The following is a 24,054-nucleotide window of genomic DNA, read 5'->3' as shown; positions in this document are numbered from 1 at the left end:
TATCAAAAAGGCTCATTGAGATTATTCATCGAGAGCAAAATCCCCTAAATCCAACTCTGCTGCGATCTGAGGCTCGAAATCAAGCTGTGGATTGATAGCTGCCCGCTCCTGCTCAAGCGCTTGCTGACGTGCTTTATATAAGGCCAGCTCCCGCCGACGTTTACGTTGATGGCACAAGCGGATCACATCGTGCTTTTGGGCATCAGTAAAATACAGCCAATTAAACCGCTCATCACGATTGCGCAGGCAACCTTTACAATAGCCCCTTGCATCGGTTTGGCACACACCGATGCAAGGGCTGGGAATATCAAAAAAGGCTAACTGTTCCATTAACTTGGGCTACTCTGCCAATTTAAGCACATGAAATGCGAGAGCATATATACTTAACAAAAATCAAACACTTTTCACTAAATTACTTGCAGTGAGCAAGTTAATCAAGGCACATTGAATACAGTTTGTACAACTTGGAGTGCAATTATGAGATACAAATACTTCGCCAGTTTATTCATCACCATGGTCTTTTTAGGTGCCTGCAGCACTAAGCCGAAAAACGATTACGATCTCAATTACGACTTTAAGACATTGCAGAGTTTCTCGCAGCTTGCTCCACAGCCTAATGACGATCCGCTCAGTGCCCAACGCATTCAAACTGAGATCTCACAGCAGTTACGTCAAAAAGGCTTTACCGAAAGCCAATCTTCCCCCGATTTTAGCGTTGCCTATGGGCTATTGACTCAAGATAAACCCAAAGACTCAGGCTTATCGATAGGCTTAGGCACGGGCAGTTTTGGTCGCTCTGGCGGCATTGGCATAGGTACCAGTGTGGGTGTACCTCTTGGCAGCGATACCGCTAAAATCCAAACCATTCAAATTGATATTATTGACACCAAAACCAATAAGCTGATTTGGCGTGGCAGTGATAGTTTCGATTTTGATGTGGGTGGCGATAAAAAAGCCCAAGACACAGCTAAGGCTGTAAGCCGGATTTTGGCGCAGTTTCCACCACAGCCATAATCATTTGGCCATAATGGCTTAAACAATGATTGAATTCGGGTATGAGTAACAAAAATGGGTGATAAACGCCCATTTTTATTGCCCAAAAAAACCGAATAAGGTGCTTAGGAATAGGGTTAAGAAAATAACCCAGATGACAAATAACGATCGCCCCTATCGCACACAATCGCGACCACTACAGAGCCTGGATACTGCCTTGCTAACTCAAGTGCTGCATATACCGCGCCGCCAGAACTCACGCCAGCACAAATGCCCTCTTCTCGCGCTAAGGCTCGTGCCATGGCTTTGGCGTCTTGCTCTTCGATATCCATCACTAAATCGACACGGGCAGCATCAAAAATACCCGGTAAATATTCTTGCGGCCAGCGGCGAATGCCAGGAATCGAACTACCATCGGCAGGTTGTAACCCCACAATGGTCACATCAGCATTACGGCTTTTAAGGTATTTCGACACGCCCATAATCGTGCCAGTGGTGCCCATGCTAGAGACAAAATGGGTGATCTTACCTTGGCTCTGCTGCCAAATCTCTGGGCCGGTTGTGAGAAAATGCGCGTTAGCATTATCTTGATTATTAAACTGATCCAGTACCTTGCCCTTACCTTCAGCCTGAAGCGCTAAGGCTAAATCCCGCGCAGCTTCCATGTTGTCCACCAGCAGCAGCTCAGCACCATACGCCTGCATGGCATCTTTACGCTCTTGGGTCGAATTAGACGGCATAATCAGGATCATCTTGTAGCCTTTAATGGCCGCGGCCATCGCTAGGGCAATTCCTGTATTACCACTGGTGGCTTCAATCAAGGTATCACCTGGGGCGATTTCTTGGCGAAGCTCCGCCTGATTAATCATATTCAGTGCAGCGCGATCCTTTACCGAGCCAGCAGGATTATTCCCCTCCAGCTTTAACAACACGGTTGAGCTACCGCAATCAAGCCGCTGCAGACGAACTAGCGGCGTTTGCCCGATACAGGCTTCAATAGTCATAAAGTCAGACACAGGATTTATCCTTTATTTGATAAAAGCGACTTGCATAGGGATATTTTAAGGGGCTTAGCTACAACTCACACGATGAATCTCACCTGAAGCATACAATTATTCGCTCATAGTTATTCAAAAAAGTTCTATTCGACTAGCTTTTTATAAACAAAAACTTCAATTACTCTATCTCTAAAGCTGACACAAAAGCTGACACAGTTGCCAGATTAAGGAGTACAAAATGCCAGTAAAATTCACTAAGGCCCTGCTGGGAACCCTATTACTGGGAGCCTCCCTCAATGTCGCAGCCGCCGATCAAACATTACTTAATTCCTCTTACGATATCTCACGGGAATTATTTAACGCCTATAACCCTGTATTTGCTAAACATTGGCAAGAAAAAACCGGCAAAACGGTTGAAATCAAACAATCACATGCAGGCTCATCAGCGCAAGCTCGCTCAATTCTGCAAGGCTTACCAGCGGATGTGGTGACCTTTAACCAAGTTACTGATGTGCAGATCCTGCATGATCGCGGCAAATTGATCCCAGAAAATTGGCAACAATTACTGCCTAATGCGAGCTCACCTTACTATTCAACCATTGCGTTTTTAGTCCGCAAAGGTAACCCAAAGCAAATTAGCGATTGGAATGATTTAGCCAAAGATGACGTCAAGCTAGTATTCCCTAACCCAAAAACCTCAGGTAATGCTCGCTACACATATTTAGCCGCCTTAGGTTTTGCCCAAAAAAACTATGGTAAAGATAATGAGGCTTCTTTAGATGCGTTTTTGAAAAAGTTCTTGGGTAACGTCGCTGTGTTTGACACTGGTGGTCGCGGTGCAACCACCTCGTTTGTTGAGCGCGGTATCGGTGATGTGCTGATCACCTTCGAATCTGAAGTAAACAATATTCGCCAGCAGTATGGTGCCGATGATTATCAAGTTGTCGTGCCAAAAACCTCGATTCTGGCAGAATTCCCTGTTGCGGTTGTGGAGAAAAATGCCAAGCGCAATGGCACACAGGAGTTAGCGACTGAGTATCTAAGCTATCTCTACAGTGAAGAGTCACAACGTTTGCTAGCAGGGTTTAACTACCGCGTTCACAACGAAAAGGTGGTTGCCGAATTTACTAAGCAATTCCCTTCGGTAGAGCTGATGACGGTCGAGCAAATCATCGGCAACTGGGACAACGCCATGAAGACGCAATTTGCCAATGGCGCCAAACTGGATCAGTTATTAAAACGTTGATATTGCCCAAAAAGAGATAAGTAATCAAACTGACAACCCGGGCAACGTCCCGGGTTTTATGGTTATATCACAGCAAGGATTTATATCAGTTGCCTTTAACCGCAATTGGGTAATAACTTGCTAATAGCATGATAATATTGGATTAACTCAATTAATCTTATCGGGTGGTTATTCAGTGATTTTTACTAATGGGCGTTTACGCCATAAGCGAGTTCTGCCAGGGTTTAGTATTAGCCTTGGTGTGTCCTTGCTATTTGTCAGCTTAATTCTCCTACTCCCCACCACGGGCCTGATTATGCAAACCAGTCAGATGAGCTGGTCTGAATACTGGGGTGTGATTGCCGATCCTCGTGTGCTGGCAAGTTATAAAGTCACCATTTTGTCGGCGCTCGCTGCATCGATATTTAATTGTCTTTTCGGACTTTTGCTCGCATGGGTACTGGTTCGATATGAGTTTCCCGGCAAACGCATCCTCGATGCCTTGGTCGATTTACCCTTTGCCTTACCGACAGCGGTTGCAGGTATCACCTTAGCCACTCTCTATGCTGAAAATGGTCAGATTGGCAGCCTATTAGCAGAATTAGGCATCAAAGTGGCTTATACGCCACTGGGCATCGTGGTTGCAATGATCTTCACCAGCATTCCCTTTGTGGTACGAACCGTACAGCCAGTACTGGAAGAATTATCCCATGAGGAAGAAGAAGCGGGCATGACCTTAGGCGCAACAGATGCAGCGGTTTTTTGGCGAGTGATTTTACCCTCACTGTGGCCAGCCTTAATGGTTGGCACGGCATTGTCTTTTACCCGCAGTTTGGGTGAGTTTGGCGCAGTGATTTTTATCGCTGGTAATATGCCATACATCAGTGAAATTACTTCATTGATGATCTTTGTTCGCCTACAAGAGTTTGATTTTGCAGGCGCAAGTGCCATTGCATCTATCGTGCTGATGACATCGCTACTGTTGTTACTGCTCATTAACCTGTGGCAAGCGCGTTATTTACGCCGTATTCACGGCCGATAAGGAGCAAAAATGAATTCATTTAAACCTTTAAAAGTCGGTGAAGCGCCCCTGATAAAATGGAGCCTGATCACCCTTGCCGTGCTACTAGCGATGTTGTTACTGCTGCTGCCCTTAGTCAGTATTTTTCAGCAAGCCTTTGTCGGTGGCTGGGAGCGTTATATCGAGCATCTGAGCCAACCCGACTCTCTTCATGCCATTGGGCTAACGTTGATGGTGGCGGCGCTCACCGTGCCGATAAACTTAGTGTTTGGGGTCATGCTCGCGTGGAGCGTGACACGCTTTGAGTTTCCGGGTCGTAAGTTACTGATCACCTTAATTGATATCCCGTTTGCGGTATCCCCCGTGGTTGCAGGCTTACTCTACTTATTGCTTTACGGTAACAGCGGTTGGCTCGGTGCATGGCTGTTCGAACACGATTTACAAGTTATGTTTGCTTGGCCAGGGATTTTACTGGTAACGATATTTGTCACTTGCCCCTTTGTCGCCCGCGAACTCATCCCCTTGATGCAACAACAGGGCGCCTCGGAGGAAGAAGCCGCGGTGATCCTTGGCGCCTCTTGGTGGCAACTGTTCCGCCGCGTAACACTACCCAATATCAAGTGGGCACTGATTTATGGGGTGATCCTCACCAATGCCAGAGCCGTAGGTGAATTTGGTGCCGTTGCCGTGGTATCAGGCAATATCCGCGGTGAAACCAACACCTTACCTTTGCATGTGCAATTACTTTATGAAGATTATCAGGCCGAAGCCGCCTTCGCGAGCGCCTCACTGCTTGCCTTAATCGCCCTATTCACCCTCATGCTAAAAGCCTTAGTGGAATGGCGTCAACAACGCAGCTTATCCGCCAATAACAATCAACAGCAGAGCCAATCATTATGAGTATTCGTCTAACTAATATTTCCAAAAAATTTGGCCAATTTCAGGCGCTATCGCCACTCAATCTGGATATACAAGAAGGCGAAATGATTGGCCTTCTCGGACCATCGGGTTCGGGTAAAACCACGCTGCTACGCATTATTGCCGGCCTTGAGGGCGCAGATAGCGGCCACATCCATTTTGGCAATCGCGATGTGACCCAAGTGCATGTGCGCGACCGCAGAGTGGGATTTGTCTTCCAAAACTACGCGCTATTCCGCCATATGACGGTAGCCGATAACGTCGCCTTTGGGCTCGAAGTTATTCCCAAAAAACAGCGGCCTTCGGTTGCAGAAATCCAAAAGCGCGTCAGCCATTTACTCGAAATGGTGCAACTTGGTCACCTAGCACAGCGCTACCCTGAGCAGCTCTCGGGCGGACAAAAACAGCGTATCGCCTTGGCCCGCGCCTTAGCGACTCAGCCCGAAGTGCTGTTACTCGATGAGCCCTTTGGCGCCCTCGATGCTAAAGTGCGTAAAGAACTGCGCCGCTGGTTGCGCAGTCTTCACGATGAGCTGAAATTCACTAGCGTGTTTGTGACCCACGATCAGGACGAAGCCTTAGAGCTTTCCGATAGGGTGGTGGTGATGAGCAACGGCAATATCGAGCAGGTCAATACTCCGATTGAGTTGTATGCCCAACCCAATAGCCGCTTTGTGTTTGATTTCTTAGGTAACGTCAATCGGTTTGAAGCGAGCTGGCAACAAAATCGTTGGACCAATGGTGACGCCTTCTTAGTACCGCCAGAACAAGCGCCACTGCAACAAAACGGCGCGCTCTATGTGCGTAGCCATGAGCTGGCACTGGCGGATAAGCCCAACAGCCAAGCCCATATTCCCTTAACCATAGTGGCGATAACACCGGTGGGCGCCGAAGTGCGTGTCGAACTGGCGCCTATCGGCTGGCAGAGTGAAGAACTGTGGGAAGCCACCTTTACCCACCATCATCTGCAAGAATTAGGACTGCAAAAAGGCAGTGTGGTCTACGCCACCCCAAGAACGGCTTATTTCTTTGGTGAACAAGGTGATGGCTCGCCCGTGCGTCAAAGCTGGCCCTTCCTCCCGCCGGGCAGCTTGGCCTTCGATATTTAATCTCAGCCTGCATTCACCTACTGCACATAACAAAAAAGCGCAGACAGTCTTGTCAGCGCTTTTTTATTCACTCTTGGACAGCTTAACACCAGCTCCAAGCGAAGTCGTTAGCGTAAAACTCTGCTAGTGCCCATCGAAGAACAGGTAGTTTAACCAGCCCTGCATCCGCAGCAGCACTTTACGCATCACGGCCACATGGTGGAAATGTTCAGTGTACACAGCCACTTGTCCAGCAACACCCGCCGGGAATTGGCGGCGTATCGCGTCATCTTCAATATCGATTAATACGATAACCCGACCACTTTGGAACAGTTGATTAGACGACTGCAGCGTACCATTCATCTGAATTTCCCCCTCAGCCATCGCAGGGAGAACCTTAGCGACTTTACCCTTAAACACTTGCCCGGGCGCCGCATCTAATACCACTTCTGCCTCATCCCCTTCCTGCAAACGCAGCAGGGAGTTTTGCCAGAATGCGCCAGCAAAATAACGCTGCTCGTCGGGGATAAAACTCATCACCGGCCGTAAAGGTAAAGGCACCGCCATCGCACCTGGGCGCAGCGCCATTTGGGTGACAATACCATCGGCCGGAGCCCGCACTATAGTTTGCTCGAGATTATAGAGCGCGCTTTCAAGATCACCCTGTAGTCCAGCAACTTTAGAATTCACCCCATCCACATTGGACTCATAGGCAAGACGCGCGCGTAACTCTTCCGCTTGCACCGCGGTCAATTGTGCATCAGAAGCTAGATACAGTTGCCGTTTATTGTCTAATTCAAGCGCGGTGAAAGGAGAATTAGCGCCCCCTTTACGATGACCTTGCTCATAACGATCATAGGCAGACTTATTGCGCTCTCTATCTGCAGCCACTCTTGCCACGTTTGCCTTGGCAGATTCCCAGGCCGCCTTGAGTTGAGGAACCTCTTGCTCTGCCGCCAACAACGCCGCTTTTTTGGTTTTAACAACCGCTTGATAGGGTGTTGGGTCAATACGGAATAACACATCACCTTGTTTGATAAACGTATTAGGTTTGACATCAACCGAAATCACTAATCCTTTTACGGCTGGCGTGATGGGGATAGTGACATAGTATTCCCGTGCAAAACGCGAATAAGGGTGGTTATAGTTCATGATCAGTAATAACGCCCCGATCAGGAACACACCACCTAATACCGCGGTTGGCACTGTCCATTTGTTCATCGGGATCTTAAAGACTTTAAAAATCACAATGCAAATCGAGGCATAGGTTAGTATTAGTAGTAAATCCATGTTATACCTCGACTTTTTTACTATTTTCGACAGTATTGGCTTCTATCGTATTCACTTCTTGCGCAATAACGGCCGTAGAAACGGGTGTCGTTTCAAGTTGTTCAAGCTTTGCCTGTAACGCTAATACCGTTTCTCTAAGGGCTTTAACATCATCCTCCAAAGCCTGCTCACGCTTCATCACAGTGCTAAATCCCCAGCCCCGATCCTCTCGATACAAGGTCGCCCAAATCCACAAAAAAGGCCAAATGGCATGTAAGGTAAATAAACTCACCCATCCCGCAATATGCAATGCATCCTGTTGCGGATGATTGCGCTTTTTTGCTATTTCATAGGGGATATCGTGAATGGCAATCACCCCATAAAAAATCACCACTATGACAAAAAACAAAACGCCTAAGGCAAAATAATCCAAAAACATGCTCCCCCCCATTCCCTACCTAATGTTTATTTCGGCTAGAACCCCTTCCCAATACCGAAATAACGCTATACCTGTCGTAAATTTTGATTTTATACACGCCATATATCGACACTCTAAATGATAACGTTTAGACACTCTCCTATTAATAATTTGCGACATAACGCCCGCATTGATATCTGCATCTGTCATTCCGCACAGGCTAACTCATAGACTGAAAATGCTTGTAATCTTGGGATGTTACATAACCCAATACTTAGTCTAGAACTAAAAGTTGATAACCACATCTGGCCACCTATAAAAATCATTTAAGAGTCACATCTGATGAATGTATTGTCGTAAATTTGCCCAAAAACCTTACCATCAACGCGCAAACCAACAACATCAAACACTTTCAGCTTGCTTACCATTAACGCAAGCCAACATTAGCTTAACAACAGCAATTAAAGTGATTGAATGGCAGATTACCAGCGTCATATAAAATGACTTAAGGCTAATACCAAAGCTAACCCAAATGGCAGGATTGTATGCGTGAACCAGACTAGGCAAGTCTGATTCACTAGCTCACTTTGGGACAAAAGAGGGTTAAATATTGAAGGGCGCCCCATGGTATTTGCTCGACGACACGCTGCGAGTCCATCCTTGGATGCTCGACCGCCCCGTCCGTGAGGCGGACGGTCGTCTCGCTAATCGCCATGGCTCACCTGTTTAGCATCGGCGAAGCCTGTTTGTTTTAAAGAAGATAGTGACTCGTTTTGGGACAAAACCTTGTTAGATAATTCACTCTTATTAGCCAGATTCGGATTAGCTATTCTATTAGTAATGCTTCGGTTGGCTGCAAACTAATCAATGCTCAATATAACCAATCGGAATAGGCATAACAGGGACATGAATAAGTTCTCTAGAGATTTGATTCATCTTAAGAAAAAACCGCCCCAGAATAACCGCAAATGGGGCACTAGAGCGGGTTTTAGCGGTTGGCGTGAATCAGTCTGGTGTAGAGTGATTCACTGGCTCACTTTTGGGACAAAATGAGTTAGGTTATTAACTCTAACTCGTCATTTTAGGATGAAAATCTCTATGGGCTAGTACAGCTAACTTTTACTTAAATGGCGGCACGTAGTGCCGTCCAGTTTCAAGTTTTTGTTATATTTTTATTATGATTGGTATTTCATTTAGCGAACCACGATACAATTCATGATGCATTGCAAAATGAACCTTTTCTCTAGTAAATACATCAACTGACTCCCATAAATCAGGTCCTAAACAAATATCTTCTGATTCACAAATAGCGATATAGTTAATGAATTTTTCTAACTGATTTTCCATTGCATCGTCAATCCAGTGATTATCTTTGTCATGTTCCGTCAACCAAGATACAACAACATGAGTTTCATTAGCGGTTGGAACTAGATTGAAAGTAGACATGACCTGAGGACAGGCAATTGCTTGGTGATAATACCTTTCTACTGAGTCTCTTATCGGACAAAATACCGTACAATTGGAAGCTTTAATAACTTTATTTATAACAATCCACTTGCTTTTCAGTACACCTGAGTTTGGTGTGTTACACGCTGAATAAGCTTTTTTTAGATAAAATGGCAAGTCATTATTAATGAATTTCTCTCGACCTAGATTTTGGAGTTTATAATTTTCTACTGTTTCTGCAGGTAGTAATTTGGCGCACTTTTCAAGTATTTTGTTTGTTTTAAAATGTGCTAGTTTTTTACGTGTAATTTCGTAAGTGATCGCACGTAAAAATAATGTTGCTACTTGTAGTGTATTATTTAAATGTAGTGAATGCTTTTCTATTGGTGCGAATATCTGGCCATCATGACTTTGACAAAACCCAGGATATGTTGACGCATTTTTAATTGGAGTTTTAACTAATGAGAATGCACTTGAGCCTTTAGTTAGAACTTCATACATATTGAAATTCATTGCGTAAACTTCATCATTTTTGCTTATTATTTTAAGCTGTCCATTGTGTTGCTGTGAATGTGAACCAATTGACATTGCTTTACAATCAGGATGAAGGCATTCAAATTTTTTATTTTTATTCAGTTTCTCAATAGATCCAATTTCTTTCTTTAGTTTATTGTCCACTGAAGTCTCCAAAAATATAACATTTTATTAGTGCGCATGCGCGTTTATCACGTTAGACCAGTAAAAATGCGCACAGCTAACTATCTGTTTATGCTGAATTTATCAGATATTTATCAAATACACCATCTGTAAAAACGCGCATGCGCGTTTTCCAAACCTATTAACTAAAATTCAGTTACTATATTCAACTGATTTTAAAGAGTTTTATTTATTTCAGATGGAATTAGTGCGCACTGATTTTGTCTAAAAATCATACCAAAACACCTAAATTTAAATACGACTGTATACCCATACATTATATGTCGATTTCTGGTAAGGCCAAACATAGGCAAATAGATAAGAATTTGTATGGCAGCAGGAGTGGGAATTTTCGGTTGAGCTAACGAGCCGAAACACGGAATGGGGCACCCGAAGCCAGGGCAAAATGGCTGTGTTTTCGCGTGTGAACCAGACTAGGCAAGTCTGATTCACTGTAACTGATGTTGAAATCCCTTATCGTCAGGTCTGACTTTTCGGTATCCATTATTTTATTTATCTCAAATGTTCAGCGACAAAGGGCTAGCCTTCAAGCTATGGCAAGCCTTGGGGGACTAAAATGCCAAACCTATTCATGGGCATTGACTGTGCGGCCTGCGGCCCATTGCCTGAGGGCATTTATCTTATCGCCCATCACAATCGATAACGGTCTGGTTTTAGTTAGCTCTTCTAATAACAAGTCTTGGTCAAGACTGCGCCCTAAACTGCGGGCGCTGTACATGGCGGCGATCACCGCCTGCTCGATTTCAGCCCCCGAAAACCCTTGGCTATGGCGTGAAAGCTGGGCAAGATCGAGCCGAGTCACATCGATACTGCGGCGCTGGCAATGGATCAAGAAAATCGCCTTGCGGATGGTTTCGTCGGGTAAATCAACAAAAAAGATTTCATCCATTCGCCCTTTACGCATCAATTCTGGCGGCAAGGCTTGAATATCATTGGCTGTGGCCACCACAAACACCTCGGATTTGCGCTCGGCCATCCAAGTTAATAGGGTGCCAAGAATGCGGGTGGATGTGCCTTGATCACTGTTACTGCCGCTTAAGCCTTTTTCAATTTCATCAATCCATAGGATACAGGGCGACATCATATCGGCCAATTCGAGGGCATTGCGTAGATTCTTCTCGGTTTCGCCTATGTATTTGTTATATAAGGCGCCCATATCGAGTCTAAGCAGTGGTCGTTGCCACACACCCGCCACCGCTTTGGCCGCGAGACTCTTGCCACTGCCCTGCACTCCGAGTAATAACACGCCCTTTGGAGTATCTATCTGGGCGGCGGCACTCATTCCTTGGGGACTATGTGCCGCTGGCGCGCGCTGCTTTAACCATTTTTTGAGATTATGTAATCCGGCAATCTGCGAAAAATCACTGGTGTCGTACTCAAATTGCAATATGCCGTTAAGATCGAGCAACTGGAATTTGGCTTTGTTAATCAGATCCACATCTGAGTGAGTAATGGCGCCATCATCCACAATGGCTTTATGGATCAATCGTCTGGCATCATCCAAGGTTACACCACGCAGGTTTTCCGCTAGTTTAACCACAGCCTGCTCATCCACATTCAATGGCATGCCTTGGGTGCGCACTTTATCCACTTCAAGGTAAATCAAGTTCTCAAGCTGCGAGGTGCTCGGCAAAGTCAGCTGAAAATAGGCACAGTAACGCTTAATTTCGGGCGGGATCTCAAAGGCATGGCTGACCAGCACTAAGGTATGTTGCAAAGCATCGTATTCGAGGGCGATTTCTTTCAGTAGGCGGACGTTCTTAGGTGCGTCAACAACAAAGGGATGAAAATCACAAAGCACATAAATCCCCTGCTGGGTCGTCGCTTTAATCTGCCCCAAGATATCGCCGGGTTCAGTATTAAATTTCTGTGCTGGCATCGGCTTATCAACCCGCGTGAGCCCTTGGGTAATACTCCAAGTAAATAGCGGCTGATAGAGTACATTCGCGATTCGCTTAAGCATGTCAACAACACGATATTCTTCATAGGTTTCAATCACCACGATGGGCGTTTTAGAGCGTAGTACAGCGGTCAAATCGCGAATGTCTTGCATATCTTAAGTCCATAATCCGTTATGAAACGAAAAGTTAACATAAAATACCGCCACAAACAGGATTTTTACCACGCCAAGCACTCATCGAACTTAAATAGCTTGATCAAAAACACAGTTGTTAATTTCAGTCTCATGCTTTGCCACTAATCGGGGTAGACTATGACGTAAGAACGTCCCAAGGCGTCAATTATCCCAATATAAAAAAGGTACCCACACCATGATAGGAACCCCCTACACCGAGGGCGCTCGACGCGCCATGTTGCTTGGCTGCGGTGAGCTAGGTAAAGAAGTCGCCATTGAGTTACAACGCTTAGGCGTTGAAGTGATTGGCGTTGATCGTTATCCCAATGCCCCCGCCATGCAAATTGCCCATCGCTCCCATGTGATCAATATGCTCGATGCTAAGGCCCTTCGCGCCGTTATTGAGCTAGAAAAACCCCACTTAGTGATCCCCGAGATTGAAGCCATTGCCACCCAAACCTTGGTAGAGATGGAGGCCGAAGGCCTCAATGTGGTGCCGACCGCGCGCGCAACCAAGCTCACTATGGATAGAGAAGGCATTCGCCGCCTCGCCGCTGAAACCTTAGGTTTACCGACGTCGCCCTATTTCTTCTGCGACACTGAAACCGAATTTAATCAAGCGATTAGCAAAATTGGTGTGCCCTGCGTGGTCAAACCTGTGATGAGCTCATCGGGTAAAGGCCAAAGTGTTATCCGCGAGGTGGCCCAAAGCGCCAAAGCTTGGCAATACGCCCAAGAAGGCGGCCGTGCGGGCGGTGGCCGCGTGATTGTCGAAGGCTTTATCCCCTTCGATTACGAAATCACCCTATTAACCATTAGTGCGGTTAACGGTATCCACTTCTGCGCGCCAATTGGTCATAGACAAGAAGACGGCGACTACCGCGAATCATGGCAACCTCAAGCCATGTCAGCCGACGTGCTGGCAAAATCCCAAGCAATCGCCAGCAAAGTAGTCGAAGCCCTCGGCGGTTACGGCTTATTTGGCGTTGAGTTATTTGTGAAGGGCAGTGATGTGTACTTCTCTGAAGTCTCACCTCGTCCGCACGATACCGGCTTAGTGACCTTAATTAGCCAAGATTTATCAGAATTTGCACTGCATGTCAGAGCCATTCTCGGCCTGCCGATCCCTAATATTCATCAACATGGCCCCAGCGCCTCGGCGGTAGTTTTGGTGGAAGGCAAATCGAAAAATATTCGCTATCAAGGCCTTGCAGCGGCATTAGCGGCAGAAAATACTCAACTCAGATTATTCGCTAAGCCTGAAATCGATGGTCGCCGCCGTTTAGGTGTCGCCCTCGCCCGCGATAAAGATATCGACAGCGCCGTGAATAAAGCACTGGATAGCGCATCTAAGGTAAAAGTGATTTTCTAAGGTTAACCACGAAGCCATTGTTCGCAATGAGATTGCCGCGTTGAGTTTGCGATAAGCACTGCGCCCAGCGATATCGCTGGGCGTTTTATTGTATCCCCCATCTTAGAGACACACAGTTCGCCTTAAAACAGCATTGATTTGTCTTCTGATGCAAAAGCCTGATGCAATAGCGGGGTGTTTTAAGGCATAGTAGTCCCACAATTAGCATGACCTACGCTAGGCTTTACTGTTACTCAATGGATTTACTCAGCCGTTATTTCCAGCTCCCCAACTCGCTGTTAACCTATACGCGACCCACAAGTGCGCCGTTAAAAAACTCAATTAAAATTCAACTAATTAACAAATTGACCAGTGCTCGATGCCGCTCATTATCACGATTGATTTGTTTAGGTTTAGCCTCTTGTTTACTTTTACTCAGCGCTTGTCAGCCATCGAGCAATGACCCTTCGCCCTTCAAGGAAGATAAAGCCAAAACCCGTGAATTGTCCCAAGAAGTCTATGTATGGCAACGCCAATGGCGCGATGCCAATCAGAGCGCCTTGGTTGAAAGCCAAGGGGCATTTAACGGCGTGAGGATACTCGCCCTGCAAGCTCACCCTAAACCCAATGGCGCCGATATTTGGTTTGAGGTTAACGTCAATCATGCATGGTTACAGGCAGATCCTCGCCCTAAAGTCGCGGTCATCAGATTAGATGGGCAACTGACGCGCCTTAACAATAGCGAAGTGATCAGTAAAATCCGCGAGTTACTAAAACAATGGCAAGCTCAAGGAACTGTTATTGCAGGCATTGAAATCGATCATGATAGCGCCAGCAGTAAACTCGCGGCCTATAATGCCTTTTTGCGCCAGTTAAAAAGCCAAATACCAAACACGCTCAAACTCAGTATCACCGCCCTGCCCGCTTGGCTAAGCAGCAGTGAATTTCCGTCCCTGTTTGAGCATATCGACGAACTCGTACTACAAATTCACAGCGTGAGCGATCCGCGTTTAGGGCTGTTCGATGCCACTCAAGGTTGGCACTGGATCGAACAGCTTTCTCAATTAGCTAAGGTACCCTATTTGATTGCACTGCCCTCCTATGGCTCGGCGGTGTATAGCACTACATCGGATTATCGGGTGGAGAGTGAAGTGCCACTACGAATGCCACTGGCAGACACTTCATCGCAGTATTTAGCACGGCAGGAGCTAATGGCCGATCCCGAGGTGTTACAGTCTTTTGTCAAAAAACTGCATACCTTTGCCGATCCCAACCTGCGGGGAATGATTTGGTTTAGATTGCCATTAGAAGGCGATAAACGGGTGTGGCCACTATCAACCCTCATTGCCGTCGCCAAGCAGCAACCGCTCGCACCTCAGGTAGAATTACAGATGGTAAGCCAACCCATGACAGAGTTAGCACAAGAGCCAGCTCCGAATGCAAAGCAAACCGATCAGCAACCCAAGGCGAACAAACCTCCCCAAACCACATTATTTCAACTTGTTTTAGTCAATAAGGGCAATCTTGCAGGCAAGGTACCGAGCCAGTTGTCCCTAGCGGCACAGTCGTGCAGCGGGTATGATGCACAGAATGGTTATATAGCCAAATTGGCAAAGGGAACATTAACGTGGCAGTTACCGCAAGTCGCCCAATTAGAAGATAAAGCCGCGCCACTCACCCGCCTTTCTGCGCCGAGTGCAATATCGGCAACCGTGTTAAGCCCTAACGGACGCAGAGTTATCGGCTGGGCACGTTGTGAGTCATTACATTTACAGGGAATTTATGCGCCATAACTCAAATCCATTGCCAGCGAATGCGATTCAACGCTGGAAAACAAGCTTAAAACAAACCAGCCTGATTGGGTTAAGTCTCTTATCCCCCGCGCTCTTAGCCTGCGGCCCAGATTTCCCATTGCAATTAACTCAAGACAGGCAATACAACTTAAGCTATTTACCGCAAACCGCCTTTAGCCAGCAGCTGAGTAGCCTTGCAAAGCCATTGGCGTGGCAATTTCAAGATGCGCCAGCGGCGCAGGAATACCTTTGGGATGAGGTGCACAGTCGCTATCTTTCCCAAACCCGCGCCTATGAAAACAGTGAGTTATCTGAAGCGCAGCTTGCACAGGTGAATAGTCTGCGGGATGCACCCAGTTTGGCGCAGGCCGAGCAAATCGCCGTACAACTGAAAGACTCCTTACCACCAGCTTTAAGCTGGTACAGCCTTGGTGCCATGGCGTTTGATGCAAAAGAGTACGATAAAGCCAGCAATTACTTTAAAAAAGTCATTGAGTTACCAGCAAGTGAGCGCGCAGGACGCAGCTTGTGGGCGCTGTATAGCTTATCTCGCATTGAGCTTATCCAAAGCAAAGCCTCGCCCGAAAACGCCCATTTTGCAAAGGCCAATGCCTACTTGATGCAGCTACAGGCTGAGGTCATCCAAGGAGCCGCCGATCCGCTGCGCTTAAGTCTCGCCAGCCTAGGTGAGCAAGCTTACATTCTGCTGCATCAAGGCCAACCGAGCATTGAGATTGCCCACGAGGAATATGAAGCGCCTAAAATAGACGTAGCCTTAAATCCCGCCACCTTAGGTAAGGTGATCGAACTGTATGCAACACAATCGGCCGAGGGCGACAGTAGTGGTTATGACTCGCTACTCATGTTAAGCCGCAGTTTGATGGCGAAAAATCTCACCGAGTTAACCCCCTTATTACAGCACCCAAGTGTGCAGCAGTTACTGATTGCTTACTGGCAAAGTAGCGCCAATGATTTCGCCTTCGATGGACAGCTCACAGAGATGGGTCAACAGGTCGCCAAGATCCTCAGTATATTTCCAGCCGATGGCGTAGTGCTCACCCATGGCGATAAGCTCGCGGCGATTTATTATCAATTGGGCGACTATGCCAGTGCCGAGCGGCTGATTGCGCTCGCTAAACCGAGCGGACTCACCTGGTGGCTAACGGCTAAATTAATGCTACAAAAGGGCGATCAAGCACAAGCTGCCAACGCCTACGCCCAAGCAGCGCGTCATTTCCCGACGGATATGAGCGCATCCGCCGCCAATTCAACATCACAGCAAGATACGCAACAACAAGCCATTGAAGCCGATGCAGAACAAGCAACCTATTGCCGCATTCGCGCCGAACAAGGAGTGCTATCCCTTGAGCGCGGCGACTATGTCGATGCCCTCAGTCAACTATTCGCCAGTGGTGATGAATATTGGCAAGATATCGCCTATGTCGCCGAACGGGTACTAACCACCGCCGAACTAAAACGGTTTATCGACGAGCATGTGCCGGTGATGAACTTTGAATATCCAAAGGATAGCGATTGGTATGACAGCGTTGAACCTATCAACAATCGTCTGCGTTACTTGCTTGGCCGTCGATTATTACGTGAAGGCGCCATGGCCGAAGCCCCTGTTTACTTTAGTAATCCCAAACTCAATACCAGTGTACAAGACTATGCTAACGCATTGACCACAGCGAAGAGTCGCAAAGGAATTGAGAGCGCCAGAGCCTATTGGACTGCCGCAGAACTCGCTCGTCATCAAGGCATGGACATTTTAGGTTTTGAATTAGCGCCGGATTATTCAATTTACGCGGGCATGTTCGACCTAAGAGATTGGTATTCTGCGGAAAAACTCAACGATAAAGAACAGCAACGCATTAGCGCCAGCCAAGCCGTTCCTGATAAACGCTTTCACTATCGCTACCAAGCCGCAGAGCTGGCAAACAAGGCCGCCGACTTAGTCCCCCACAACAGCCAAGCCTATGCAGCGCTATTGTGCCAAGCCACAGGTTGGGTGTTATATCGCGATGATGAACTCGCCCGCCGTTACTATAAAAAATACGTCGCCAACGGCCCCTTTGTGCCTTGGGCCGAAAACTTTGGTTTGCAGTGTGAAACACCGGATTTTGACCGCGCGGTTGAAAGGGAAAAAGCCAACCAAGTTGCCAAGTGGAATGCGATATACCATAAGTTGAAAAAGCCCGTAGCCTTCAGTTTTGCCGTTATCGCCGCCCTGCTTGGTGCTTACGCGTGGCGCAGAAGAAAGCGTAAACAGTAATAATGCCAAGCGCCTTTCTTAGACTCCCAAAGAAAGGCGCTAAAGCTGAGCAAATATTCCAGCCTCTACACAGTGCTATATCGTGCACATTTACTTTTATTCATGTTGTTACCTAAATGGGTTTTGAGGGGAACATAACATTTCTTATTAGGTGCCCAAATTCACTATGCCACTTCATTCTGCGATTCAGCTGAATGTGTAATACCAATCGTATTAAATATCTGTTCATTCAGCGGGAGTTAAACGCGCTTTAGACAAGGCGAAGGCTTGAAGGCATAGTGGCGCTCTGTCGAAAGCCTTAAACGCAGTATAAAGCCCGTTCAACCCCGCCCTTCGGGAGCCTCACAGGCATCTCACTCCCGTGTTACATTGACTTAAAAGGGAGTAACCATTTCTTCGTCAATGCGCCTTGGATTGAGATGCCTGTGAGGCTCTGAACTGATTAGATATTTAATGTGATTGGTATAAATCTGCTCGAATCAGCTAGACTAAAAAAGATGTTATGGAAGCACTACAATGACAAGGAAATCTCAATGCAATCATTACATATCAAGCAATTCAATCAATTCGGAAACACTCGATACGATAGAGCCAGCCTCAAAAAGCAAATTCTAACCGCATTAAGCATACCAATTAATTGTGATTTGGCAGCGGCCAAGTCCAACAAGCAATTTATGCCCTGTAAACTGCACAGCGCATAAAGACTAAGACGTTAGGGAAAACTCTACTGCAATCAACCAAAAGGGAGTAAGCACAATGCTATTTGAATTACTTTATACGAGTATCGCACCGGCAGGTTTATCTGATACTGAACTTTTAAGCATTTTAGAAAAAGCCAGAGCAAAAAACCGAGCCTTAGATATAACTGGGATGCTGGTCTATCACAATCGGGAGATAATGCAAATTCTTGAGGGTGAAGAACTAAAGGTCAGAGGGCTTTTTCAAACTATTTTTAGGGACGAAAGGCATACTAGTGTCGAAGTTTTTTATCAGGGTAATATTGATCATAGGGCATTTTCTGAATGGTCTATGGCATTTAAACTGCTCGATGAGAACACAGTCAAAAAAATGTTGATTGGGTATGAAAATTTCAACCCCGCTAAATCCCCCATCAGTATGATTGCAAGCAGTCCAAATCGAGGTAAGAAAACCTTTCTGAAATTGCGAGACTCGTTGTAACAGAACATTCGTTGCTGCAGGTTTTACCCTAACAATCGGCTTAATTCGACCCCACAAATTAGAGTAAAGAAACCTCACGCGTATTTGTCCAAAAGTTTGTTGTATGTGGCCTTTCAATCTAAAGATTACGGAAGTACTAAAAAAGTGAGCCATGGTGATCATGGCTCACTAAAAAATGGGCAACTGTCAGATCAGGTCAGAGCTAGTACAACTTAACCTGTCGTTCGACGTTCTATTTTATGGGGTATTATTTAATCTAAAAGTGGGAGCACGATAAGATTCACTTCTTTTATCTCAGAAAAAACCTCTGAATCAGCGGATAAAACCTCTGTAAAAGGCGATGAGATAAACACTGCAGATTTTACAGCTTCATTAAGCTTAATAACTTTGCTAGGTTCTAATATTGTGTAACTAATAACATTAGCGCTTTGATCAAGATGAAAGTTAACTTTTACCGCCTGATCTTTAAATGATTCATCAAATTCAAGATTGGATTGAATTTTGAGCTTTATTAATTCTGCACACTCGTTTACGGTTTGGCAGGAACTTGGCACCCTGATCTGATTAGCACAGCCATTTAAAGCGAATCCAAACATACATACTAATAAGGTTCTATACATAACATTCCTTGTTCACATTATTTGCTATTTAACCTGAACTCGGGGTAACGAGTGTCGGAAAGATCTAAATTTAACAAACTAAATCAATGCTATAAATGATTATTTTGAAAAGAAGAATTTTTTTCTGACTGAATGCGCAGATTTTTGCGCATATCAAGGGACTCTGTCATACACCCTAACGAGCTATGGTTAGACTGAGCAACGCAGAGAGGCCCGAAAAGATGCCTATTCAGCGGCTCTATTTATTCCGAGCTCAGGTTATTTACACAATTGCGAATATTATCTTGGAGAAAAGACTTAAGATTTTCCGTCGCGATATTAAGTAAATTCTGCCGCGCTTCCTTTGTCGCCCAGGCATTGTGCGGGCTGATGCTAATATTAGGCGCACTCAGCAGCGGATTATCGGCACTCGGTGGCTCAGTTGATAACACATCAACGCCAGCAAAGACTCTGCCCTGCGTTAATGCAACAGCAAGCGCAGCCTCATCAATTAATCCACCGCGGGCGGTATTGATAAGTAATGCCTTCGGCTTAATCAACTCAAGGGTCTGGGCGTTGATAAGCTCGTTAGTTTCTGGGGTTAATGGGCAGTGGAGTGAGAGAATATCGGACTCCTTTAAGACCTTATCCCGTGATGTCCAACTGACGCCTTGGGGTAAGTGTGCAAGTTCAGTGCGGGTATTGACTAATACTTTCATGCCGAAGGCTAAAGCAAGATGGGCGACCTGTTGACCAATATCGCCATAGCCAATCAGTCCTAAGGTTTTGCCTTTAAGGGATTGCAGCGGCATTAAGGTAAAACAAAAGTCACTGCAATTGCTCCATTGCCCTGCGGCAACGGCTTGATGGTGCGCCGCAACAGCTTGCGTGTGATGCAAAATATGGGCAAACACCATTTGTGCAACGGCATCGGGACCATAGGCGGGCACGTTTGTTACGACTATGCCGAAGCCTTTTGCTGCTGCTAGATCTACCACATTAGTGCCCGTAGCCAGCACACCGATATATTTAAGCTTGGGCAGTTTGGCTAAGGTGTTGGCATCGAGGGGGGTCTTGTTGGTGAGCACAATTTCCGCATCCTGCGCACGCGGGATAATCTCGGCATCGGGTGTGCGGGCAAAACAGTTAAATTCCCCTAAGTCGCTGATAGCCTGCCAACTTAAGTCCCCAGGGTTTAACGTTTCACCATCGAGTACGACTATTTTCATCTTTACCTCTTAATCTCGCTTAGCCTTACCAATCACATCGGATATTAGAAACTCAGTTTTACCCCTACGTTAGCTTGAACCTGCCACATCACATCAGAGGTGACACGCCATAAGCATTCATTTTCATTACAAAAAAGTGAGGTATCGCTATCAATAAAGGTGGCGTATCCCCGCAGATCCGCAAACACAGAGAAATGTTGCATCATGCGGTACTCGACGCCGCCACCAATGCCCATGGAGAAACGGGTTTCCGTAGACCAATCATCGGGCATCATACGGGTTACACCTGCACTGGCGGTAATGTAAGGCTGAAAATCCCCGTTAGGAAAGAATAAGGTACCGCCTAGATGGATATAGTCTACATCCAATGAGGCGACTAAATCTGGAGTAAACAGGCCGCCACTTTTGAGCTCGGACGACTGACGACTATAAAGAAGATAAATATTGCCAGGATCATTGGTACCAATCCCGAGCATTAAGCCTAAGTGGCTCGCCTCTTCAATACCCACGCTCTGTTTATTACTCGTTCCCGCGTTTTCGGCATCCACTTGATTGATATCAAACGAACTGCCACCAAAGCTGTAACCACCAAAGGGGGCGACAAACAGCTCTGGATCAGCGTGGGCGGGTAAGACAAGACTGAGGGGTAACAAACCTGCTATAGCAAACAATTGGTTAGCGTATTTCATCTTAATCCCTTTATGTATTTTATAATTCCTTGCGTCGACAACGCTAACCGAAGGTTTAGCGCATCCCACGCTCCGATTTCACCCTATCATACGCAGCTTGAATATCCTGCGCTTTACGGTTAGCAATTTCCATCATTTCAGGCGGCAAGCCCTTAGCGACTAACTTATCGGGATGGTGTTCATTCATCAGCTTACGATAAGCCCGCTTAACCTCCTGATCCGTTGCCTCAGCTGTTATACCAAGCAAATGATAGGCATCGGTAATTGAGGTTTTATTACCGCTCGAGGTTTGATGGAAACGAAATTCCGCCTGCCAACGTTTAAGTAGTTCATCGAGTTGCCCACGACCATACCCTAATTCTTGGGCTACCGTCATCAAGATCGCATGTTCAGCGGCATCGAGCTCACCATCCGATAAGGCGGTTTGAATTTGGATCTCGATAAACATTTGTACTAATTCTTGACGGCCTTGGGTGACTGCACGAAAAGCTTGCAGGCTGCTACGCAGGTCAAAATCAGGCTCCTTGCCCTCACGAAAGGCCTGCTGCGCTTCTTTGCGGGCATCCCCCGTTAAACGCATTTGATCCATCAACAGGGTCGCGATGCGAATATCGGTCTCGGTTACCCGCCCAGATGCCTTAGCCACATGGCCCATTACAGCGAAAGTGGTGTTAAAGAATATGCCTTGGCGATTCTTTGCCTGCCCTAAGATTTGGCTAAAACTGGCGCCAACACTGGCGCGTTTGTCGTAGAGATGCCCAAGCCATAAGCCCAGTAGCGCACCAAAGATACGGCCAAACATAAACCCGATAACAAACCCAAAAAACTTACCCCAAAAGCGCATCTTATATCCCAAATTTTTATGATGTATTAAGTCACTCAATCGAAACAAAGAGTGAAAACCACTAACTTAAGGCGTCAGGCTATATGGCTAACGCTTACGTCAGTGCGGACTCCAACGTTGACTCTAACGCTTGCAGACGTGGTATCGTACCTACGTCGCACCAAAATCCATTAAAGCGTGTCCCTGTAATGTGACCATCGGCCATCTTTGCCCGCAGTAATGGGCCAAGGGCAAACGCGCCATCGGCCGTGCCATTAAATAATGATGGACGATATAAGCCTATCCCCGAAAAAGTGTACTTATGCTCGCCTTGCTCACGCACAATACCTTCGCTCAAGGCAAAATCCCCATGGGGATGTTGTTCGGGATTCGGCACCAGCCATAAATGTGCGAGTGCAGCCTCAGCTAATGGCATGATTTGCGGCAACGCATCGATAAACACATCACCATTAAGCACTAAGAATGGCGCATCAGAGTCGTCATCACAGAGCAATGGCAGGGCTTGTTTAATCCCGCCCCCAGTTTCGAGGGCGCAAGCTTCGGCGCTGTAACGGATTTTAACCCCAAAGGCACTGCCATCGCCTAAGGTTTCAACCAGTTTATGCCCAAGCCAAGCATGATTAATCACAATATCAACAATACCTGCGGCGGCTAATTTCTCAATATGGTACACAATCAGCGGTTTACCTAAAACGGGCACTAAGGGTTTTGGCAAAGTGTCCGTTAATGGGCGTAAACGCTCTCCCCTACCAGCCGCCAGGATCATCGCCTTCATTGCTTGTCTCCCTGCTGAGTATTCTTTTCCTTAGCCGCAAACGCAGGCACAACGCGCGATTGCAGCCAAGCGGAAAACGGTGCCAACTCAGGATAAAGGCTGGCAATATCCACAATGTAGGACAAGGTCAGCGGAATGTCGGCCATATAGGCAGGCTTGTTATCACGATAGTGTAAACGGGCAAAAATCCCTGCGGCCTTGATATGGCGCTGTAGCCCCATTAAATCAAACCAGCTTTGATACTGGCTAAACGACGTACCTTCGGGAATGTGCCCCGACTCAAGCACTTGCTGATAATGCTGCTGCATTAATTCCTGCACCATGGTTTGCGGCCAACGGATATAGCAATCACGTAGTAAAGACACAGCGTCATAGGTCACAGGGCCTAACACCGCATCTTGGAAATCAATCACACATAAGCAACCATCTTTAAGCATCAAGTTGCGGCTATGGAAATCCCGGTGCATCCCCACCTTTGGCTGAGCGAGGGCATTTTCGACTAAGAGGCCAAAACTCTTCTCCAGCAGTAAGCGTTCCTCATGGCTAAGTTCGAGTTGTAAATGCCTCTCTAACAACCACTCAGTAAAGATCCCCAGCTCACGGCGCACAAACGCCTCATCATACAAAGGTAATGGTTGCGTGATGCCAGAAACGGGATCTTGGCTTTCAACTACAGTCGCTATCTGCGGTAATAATGCCAACGCGCGCAGGTAATAGTCGGCTACATTGTCATCCGTGAGCACAGACAATAACTGGATATCCCCCAAGTCGCTCAATAGCATAAAACCTTGCTCTGCATCAGATGCGATAACTTTTGGAACTGTCAGTCCCGCTGCCGCGTAAGCACTCGCAAGGGCGATAAAAGGCGCGATAGGCACCAGCGCAGGCGGTGAATCGGCGACAATGTAACGAGTATCATGTGCAAACACGCGAAAATAACGTCTAAAACTGGCGTCCCCTGAAATCAATATCGGGGTCACATCATCGGAAAAATAACGGTTCAGCCACTGATTAAGGGAAATAAATCTCGGATCAGATAAAGTCATTTCATGGCTCTTATAGAAAAATTGCTTTATTATAGCTGGCATATAATTTGGAAACAGCTAAGAAATTGAGAGATTTATTTGCTGCGTTGCACTTGTAGTTTGCAACTTTC

General features: G+C 46.5%; 21 protein-coding genes. 9 read left to right on the top strand and 12 right to left on the bottom strand.

Annotated elements, in window-relative coordinates; all coding sequences use genetic code 11:
- Positions 1–21: 21 nt before the first annotated feature.
- Complete coding sequence (locus H9J30_RS10390; RefSeq protein ID WP_240130965.1) at positions 22–330, bottom strand: DUF1289 domain-containing protein; 309 nt, start codon at positions 328–330, stop codon at positions 22–24.
- Positions 331–477: 147 nt separating this feature from the next.
- Between H9J30_RS10390 and H9J30_RS10385 the strand changes: the two genes are divergently transcribed.
- Entirely contained in the window at positions 478–1,014 is a 537-nt protein-coding gene (locus H9J30_RS10385; RefSeq protein ID WP_240130964.1) for a DUF4136 domain-containing protein, read from the top strand.
- A 116-nt stretch (positions 1,015–1,130) separates the two neighbouring features.
- Here the strand turns inward: H9J30_RS10385 and cysM are convergent, their stop codons facing one another.
- Positions 1,131–2,009 (bottom strand): cysteine synthase CysM, encoded by an 879-nt coding sequence (gene cysM, locus H9J30_RS10380; protein WP_240130963.1) that lies wholly within the window; start codon positions 2,007–2,009, stop codon positions 1,131–1,133.
- Positions 2,010–2,229: 220 nt separating this feature from the next.
- Here cysM and cysP point away from each other — a divergent pair, with 220 nt between their 5' ends.
- The 4 genes from cysP to H9J30_RS10360 all read left to right on the top strand — a co-directional run bounded on the left by cysP (position 2,230) and on the right by H9J30_RS10360 (position 6,264).
- Positions 2,230–3,237: a thiosulfate ABC transporter substrate-binding protein CysP gene (gene cysP, locus H9J30_RS10375; RefSeq protein WP_240130962.1), complete on the top strand. Its 1,008-nt coding sequence runs from the start codon at positions 2,230–2,232 to the stop codon at positions 3,235–3,237.
- A gap of 175 nt (positions 3,238–3,412) precedes the next feature.
- Positions 3,413–4,258, top strand: a complete 846-nt coding sequence (cysT, locus tag H9J30_RS10370) for a sulfate/thiosulfate ABC transporter permease CysT (RefSeq protein WP_011073418.1) — start codon at positions 3,413–3,415, stop codon at positions 4,256–4,258.
- 9 nt (positions 4,259–4,267) lie between these two features.
- On the top strand, positions 4,268–5,137 hold the full coding sequence (cysW, locus tag H9J30_RS10365) for a sulfate ABC transporter permease subunit CysW (RefSeq protein ID WP_011073419.1): 870 nt from the start codon (positions 4,268–4,270) through the stop codon (positions 5,135–5,137).
- Positions 5,134–6,264, top strand: coding sequence for a sulfate/molybdate ABC transporter ATP-binding protein (locus H9J30_RS10360; RefSeq protein ID WP_240130961.1), 1,131 nt, complete (start codon positions 5,134–5,136; stop codon positions 6,262–6,264). The genes cysW and H9J30_RS10360 overlap by 4 nt, the downstream gene beginning before the upstream one ends.
- Before the next feature lie 123 nt (positions 6,265–6,387).
- Here the strand turns inward: H9J30_RS10360 and H9J30_RS10355 are convergent, their stop codons facing one another.
- From H9J30_RS10355 to H9J30_RS10340, 4 genes are all read right to left on the bottom strand, one after another.
- On the bottom strand, positions 6,388–7,533 hold the full coding sequence (locus tag H9J30_RS10355) for an HlyD family secretion protein (RefSeq protein ID WP_240130960.1): 1,146 nt from the start codon (positions 7,531–7,533) through the stop codon (positions 6,388–6,390).
- A 1-nt stretch (position 7,534) separates the two neighbouring features.
- Positions 7,535–7,951, bottom strand: coding sequence for a DUF3302 domain-containing protein (locus H9J30_RS10350; protein WP_240130959.1), 417 nt, complete (start codon positions 7,949–7,951; stop codon positions 7,535–7,537).
- Positions 7,952–9,094: 1,143 nt separating this feature from the next.
- Positions 9,095–10,054 carry a hypothetical protein gene (locus tag H9J30_RS10345; RefSeq protein WP_240130958.1) on the bottom strand — a complete coding sequence of 320 codons (960 nt, stop codon included), beginning with the start codon at positions 10,052–10,054 and terminating at the stop codon, positions 9,095–9,097.
- Between the two features lie 604 nt (positions 10,055–10,658).
- Positions 10,659–12,146, bottom strand: coding sequence for an AAA family ATPase (locus H9J30_RS10340; protein ID WP_240130957.1), 1,488 nt, complete (start codon positions 12,144–12,146; stop codon positions 10,659–10,661).
- Positions 12,147–12,363: 217 nt separating this feature from the next.
- Between H9J30_RS10340 and purT the strand changes: the two genes are divergently transcribed.
- The 4 genes from purT (at position 12,364) to H9J30_RS10320 (ending at position 18,762) form a co-directional block, all read left to right on the top strand.
- On the top strand, positions 12,364–13,539 hold the full coding sequence (gene purT / locus H9J30_RS10335) for a formate-dependent phosphoribosylglycinamide formyltransferase (RefSeq protein WP_240130956.1): 1,176 nt from the start codon (positions 12,364–12,366) through the stop codon (positions 13,537–13,539).
- Between the two features lie 236 nt (positions 13,540–13,775).
- The gene (locus H9J30_RS10330; protein WP_240130955.1) at positions 13,776–15,311 is read left to right on the top strand and encodes a DUF3142 domain-containing protein; all 1,536 of its coding nucleotides are present in this window, start codon (positions 13,776–13,778) and stop codon (positions 15,309–15,311) included.
- On the top strand, positions 15,301–17,583 hold the full coding sequence (locus tag H9J30_RS10325) for a tetratricopeptide repeat protein (RefSeq protein WP_240130954.1): 2,283 nt from the start codon (positions 15,301–15,303) through the stop codon (positions 17,581–17,583). Before H9J30_RS10330 ends, H9J30_RS10325 begins: the two co-directional genes overlap by 11 nt.
- A 756-nt stretch (positions 17,584–18,339) precedes the next feature.
- Positions 18,340–18,762, top strand: coding sequence for a BLUF domain-containing protein (locus H9J30_RS10320; protein ID WP_240130953.1), 423 nt, complete (start codon positions 18,340–18,342; stop codon positions 18,760–18,762).
- Between the two features lie 251 nt (positions 18,763–19,013).
- Here H9J30_RS10320 and H9J30_RS10315 read toward each other — a convergent pair whose 3' ends face one another.
- The 6 genes from H9J30_RS10315 to H9J30_RS10290 form a co-directional block, all read right to left on the bottom strand.
- Positions 19,014–19,382 carry a cell envelope integrity TolA family protein gene (locus tag H9J30_RS10315; RefSeq protein ID WP_240130952.1) on the bottom strand — a complete coding sequence of 123 codons (369 nt, stop codon included), beginning with the start codon at positions 19,380–19,382 and terminating at the stop codon, positions 19,014–19,016.
- Positions 19,383–19,624: 242 nt separating this feature from the next.
- Positions 19,625–20,590, bottom strand: a complete 966-nt coding sequence (locus H9J30_RS10310; RefSeq protein ID WP_240130951.1) for a D-2-hydroxyacid dehydrogenase — start codon at positions 20,588–20,590, stop codon at positions 19,625–19,627.
- Positions 20,591–20,634: 44 nt separating this feature from the next.
- Positions 20,635–21,279 carry an outer membrane beta-barrel protein gene (locus tag H9J30_RS10305; protein WP_240130950.1) on the bottom strand — a complete coding sequence of 215 codons (645 nt, stop codon included), beginning with the start codon at positions 21,277–21,279 and terminating at the stop codon, positions 20,635–20,637.
- Positions 21,280–21,334: 55 nt separating this feature from the next.
- Positions 21,335–22,123, bottom strand: a complete 789-nt coding sequence (gene djlA / locus H9J30_RS10300; RefSeq protein WP_240130949.1) for a co-chaperone DjlA — start codon at positions 22,121–22,123, stop codon at positions 21,335–21,337.
- 94 nt (positions 22,124–22,217) lie between these two features.
- Complete coding sequence (gene murU / locus H9J30_RS10295) at positions 22,218–22,898, bottom strand: N-acetylmuramate alpha-1-phosphate uridylyltransferase MurU (protein WP_240130948.1); 681 nt, start codon at positions 22,896–22,898, stop codon at positions 22,218–22,220.
- On the bottom strand, positions 22,895–23,986 hold the full coding sequence (locus H9J30_RS10290) for an aminoglycoside phosphotransferase family protein (protein WP_240130947.1): 1,092 nt from the start codon (positions 23,984–23,986) through the stop codon (positions 22,895–22,897). Before H9J30_RS10290 ends, murU begins: the two co-directional genes overlap by 4 nt.
- Between the last annotated feature and the right edge of the window lie 68 nt (positions 23,987–24,054).

The organism is Shewanella cutis (assembly GCF_022410515.1).
Taxonomy (GTDB): domain Bacteria; phylum Pseudomonadota; class Gammaproteobacteria; order Enterobacterales; family Shewanellaceae; genus Shewanella; species Shewanella cutis.
Note: the sequence above shows the minus strand (reverse complement) of the source record. Positions and strands in the feature narration are given on the sequence as shown.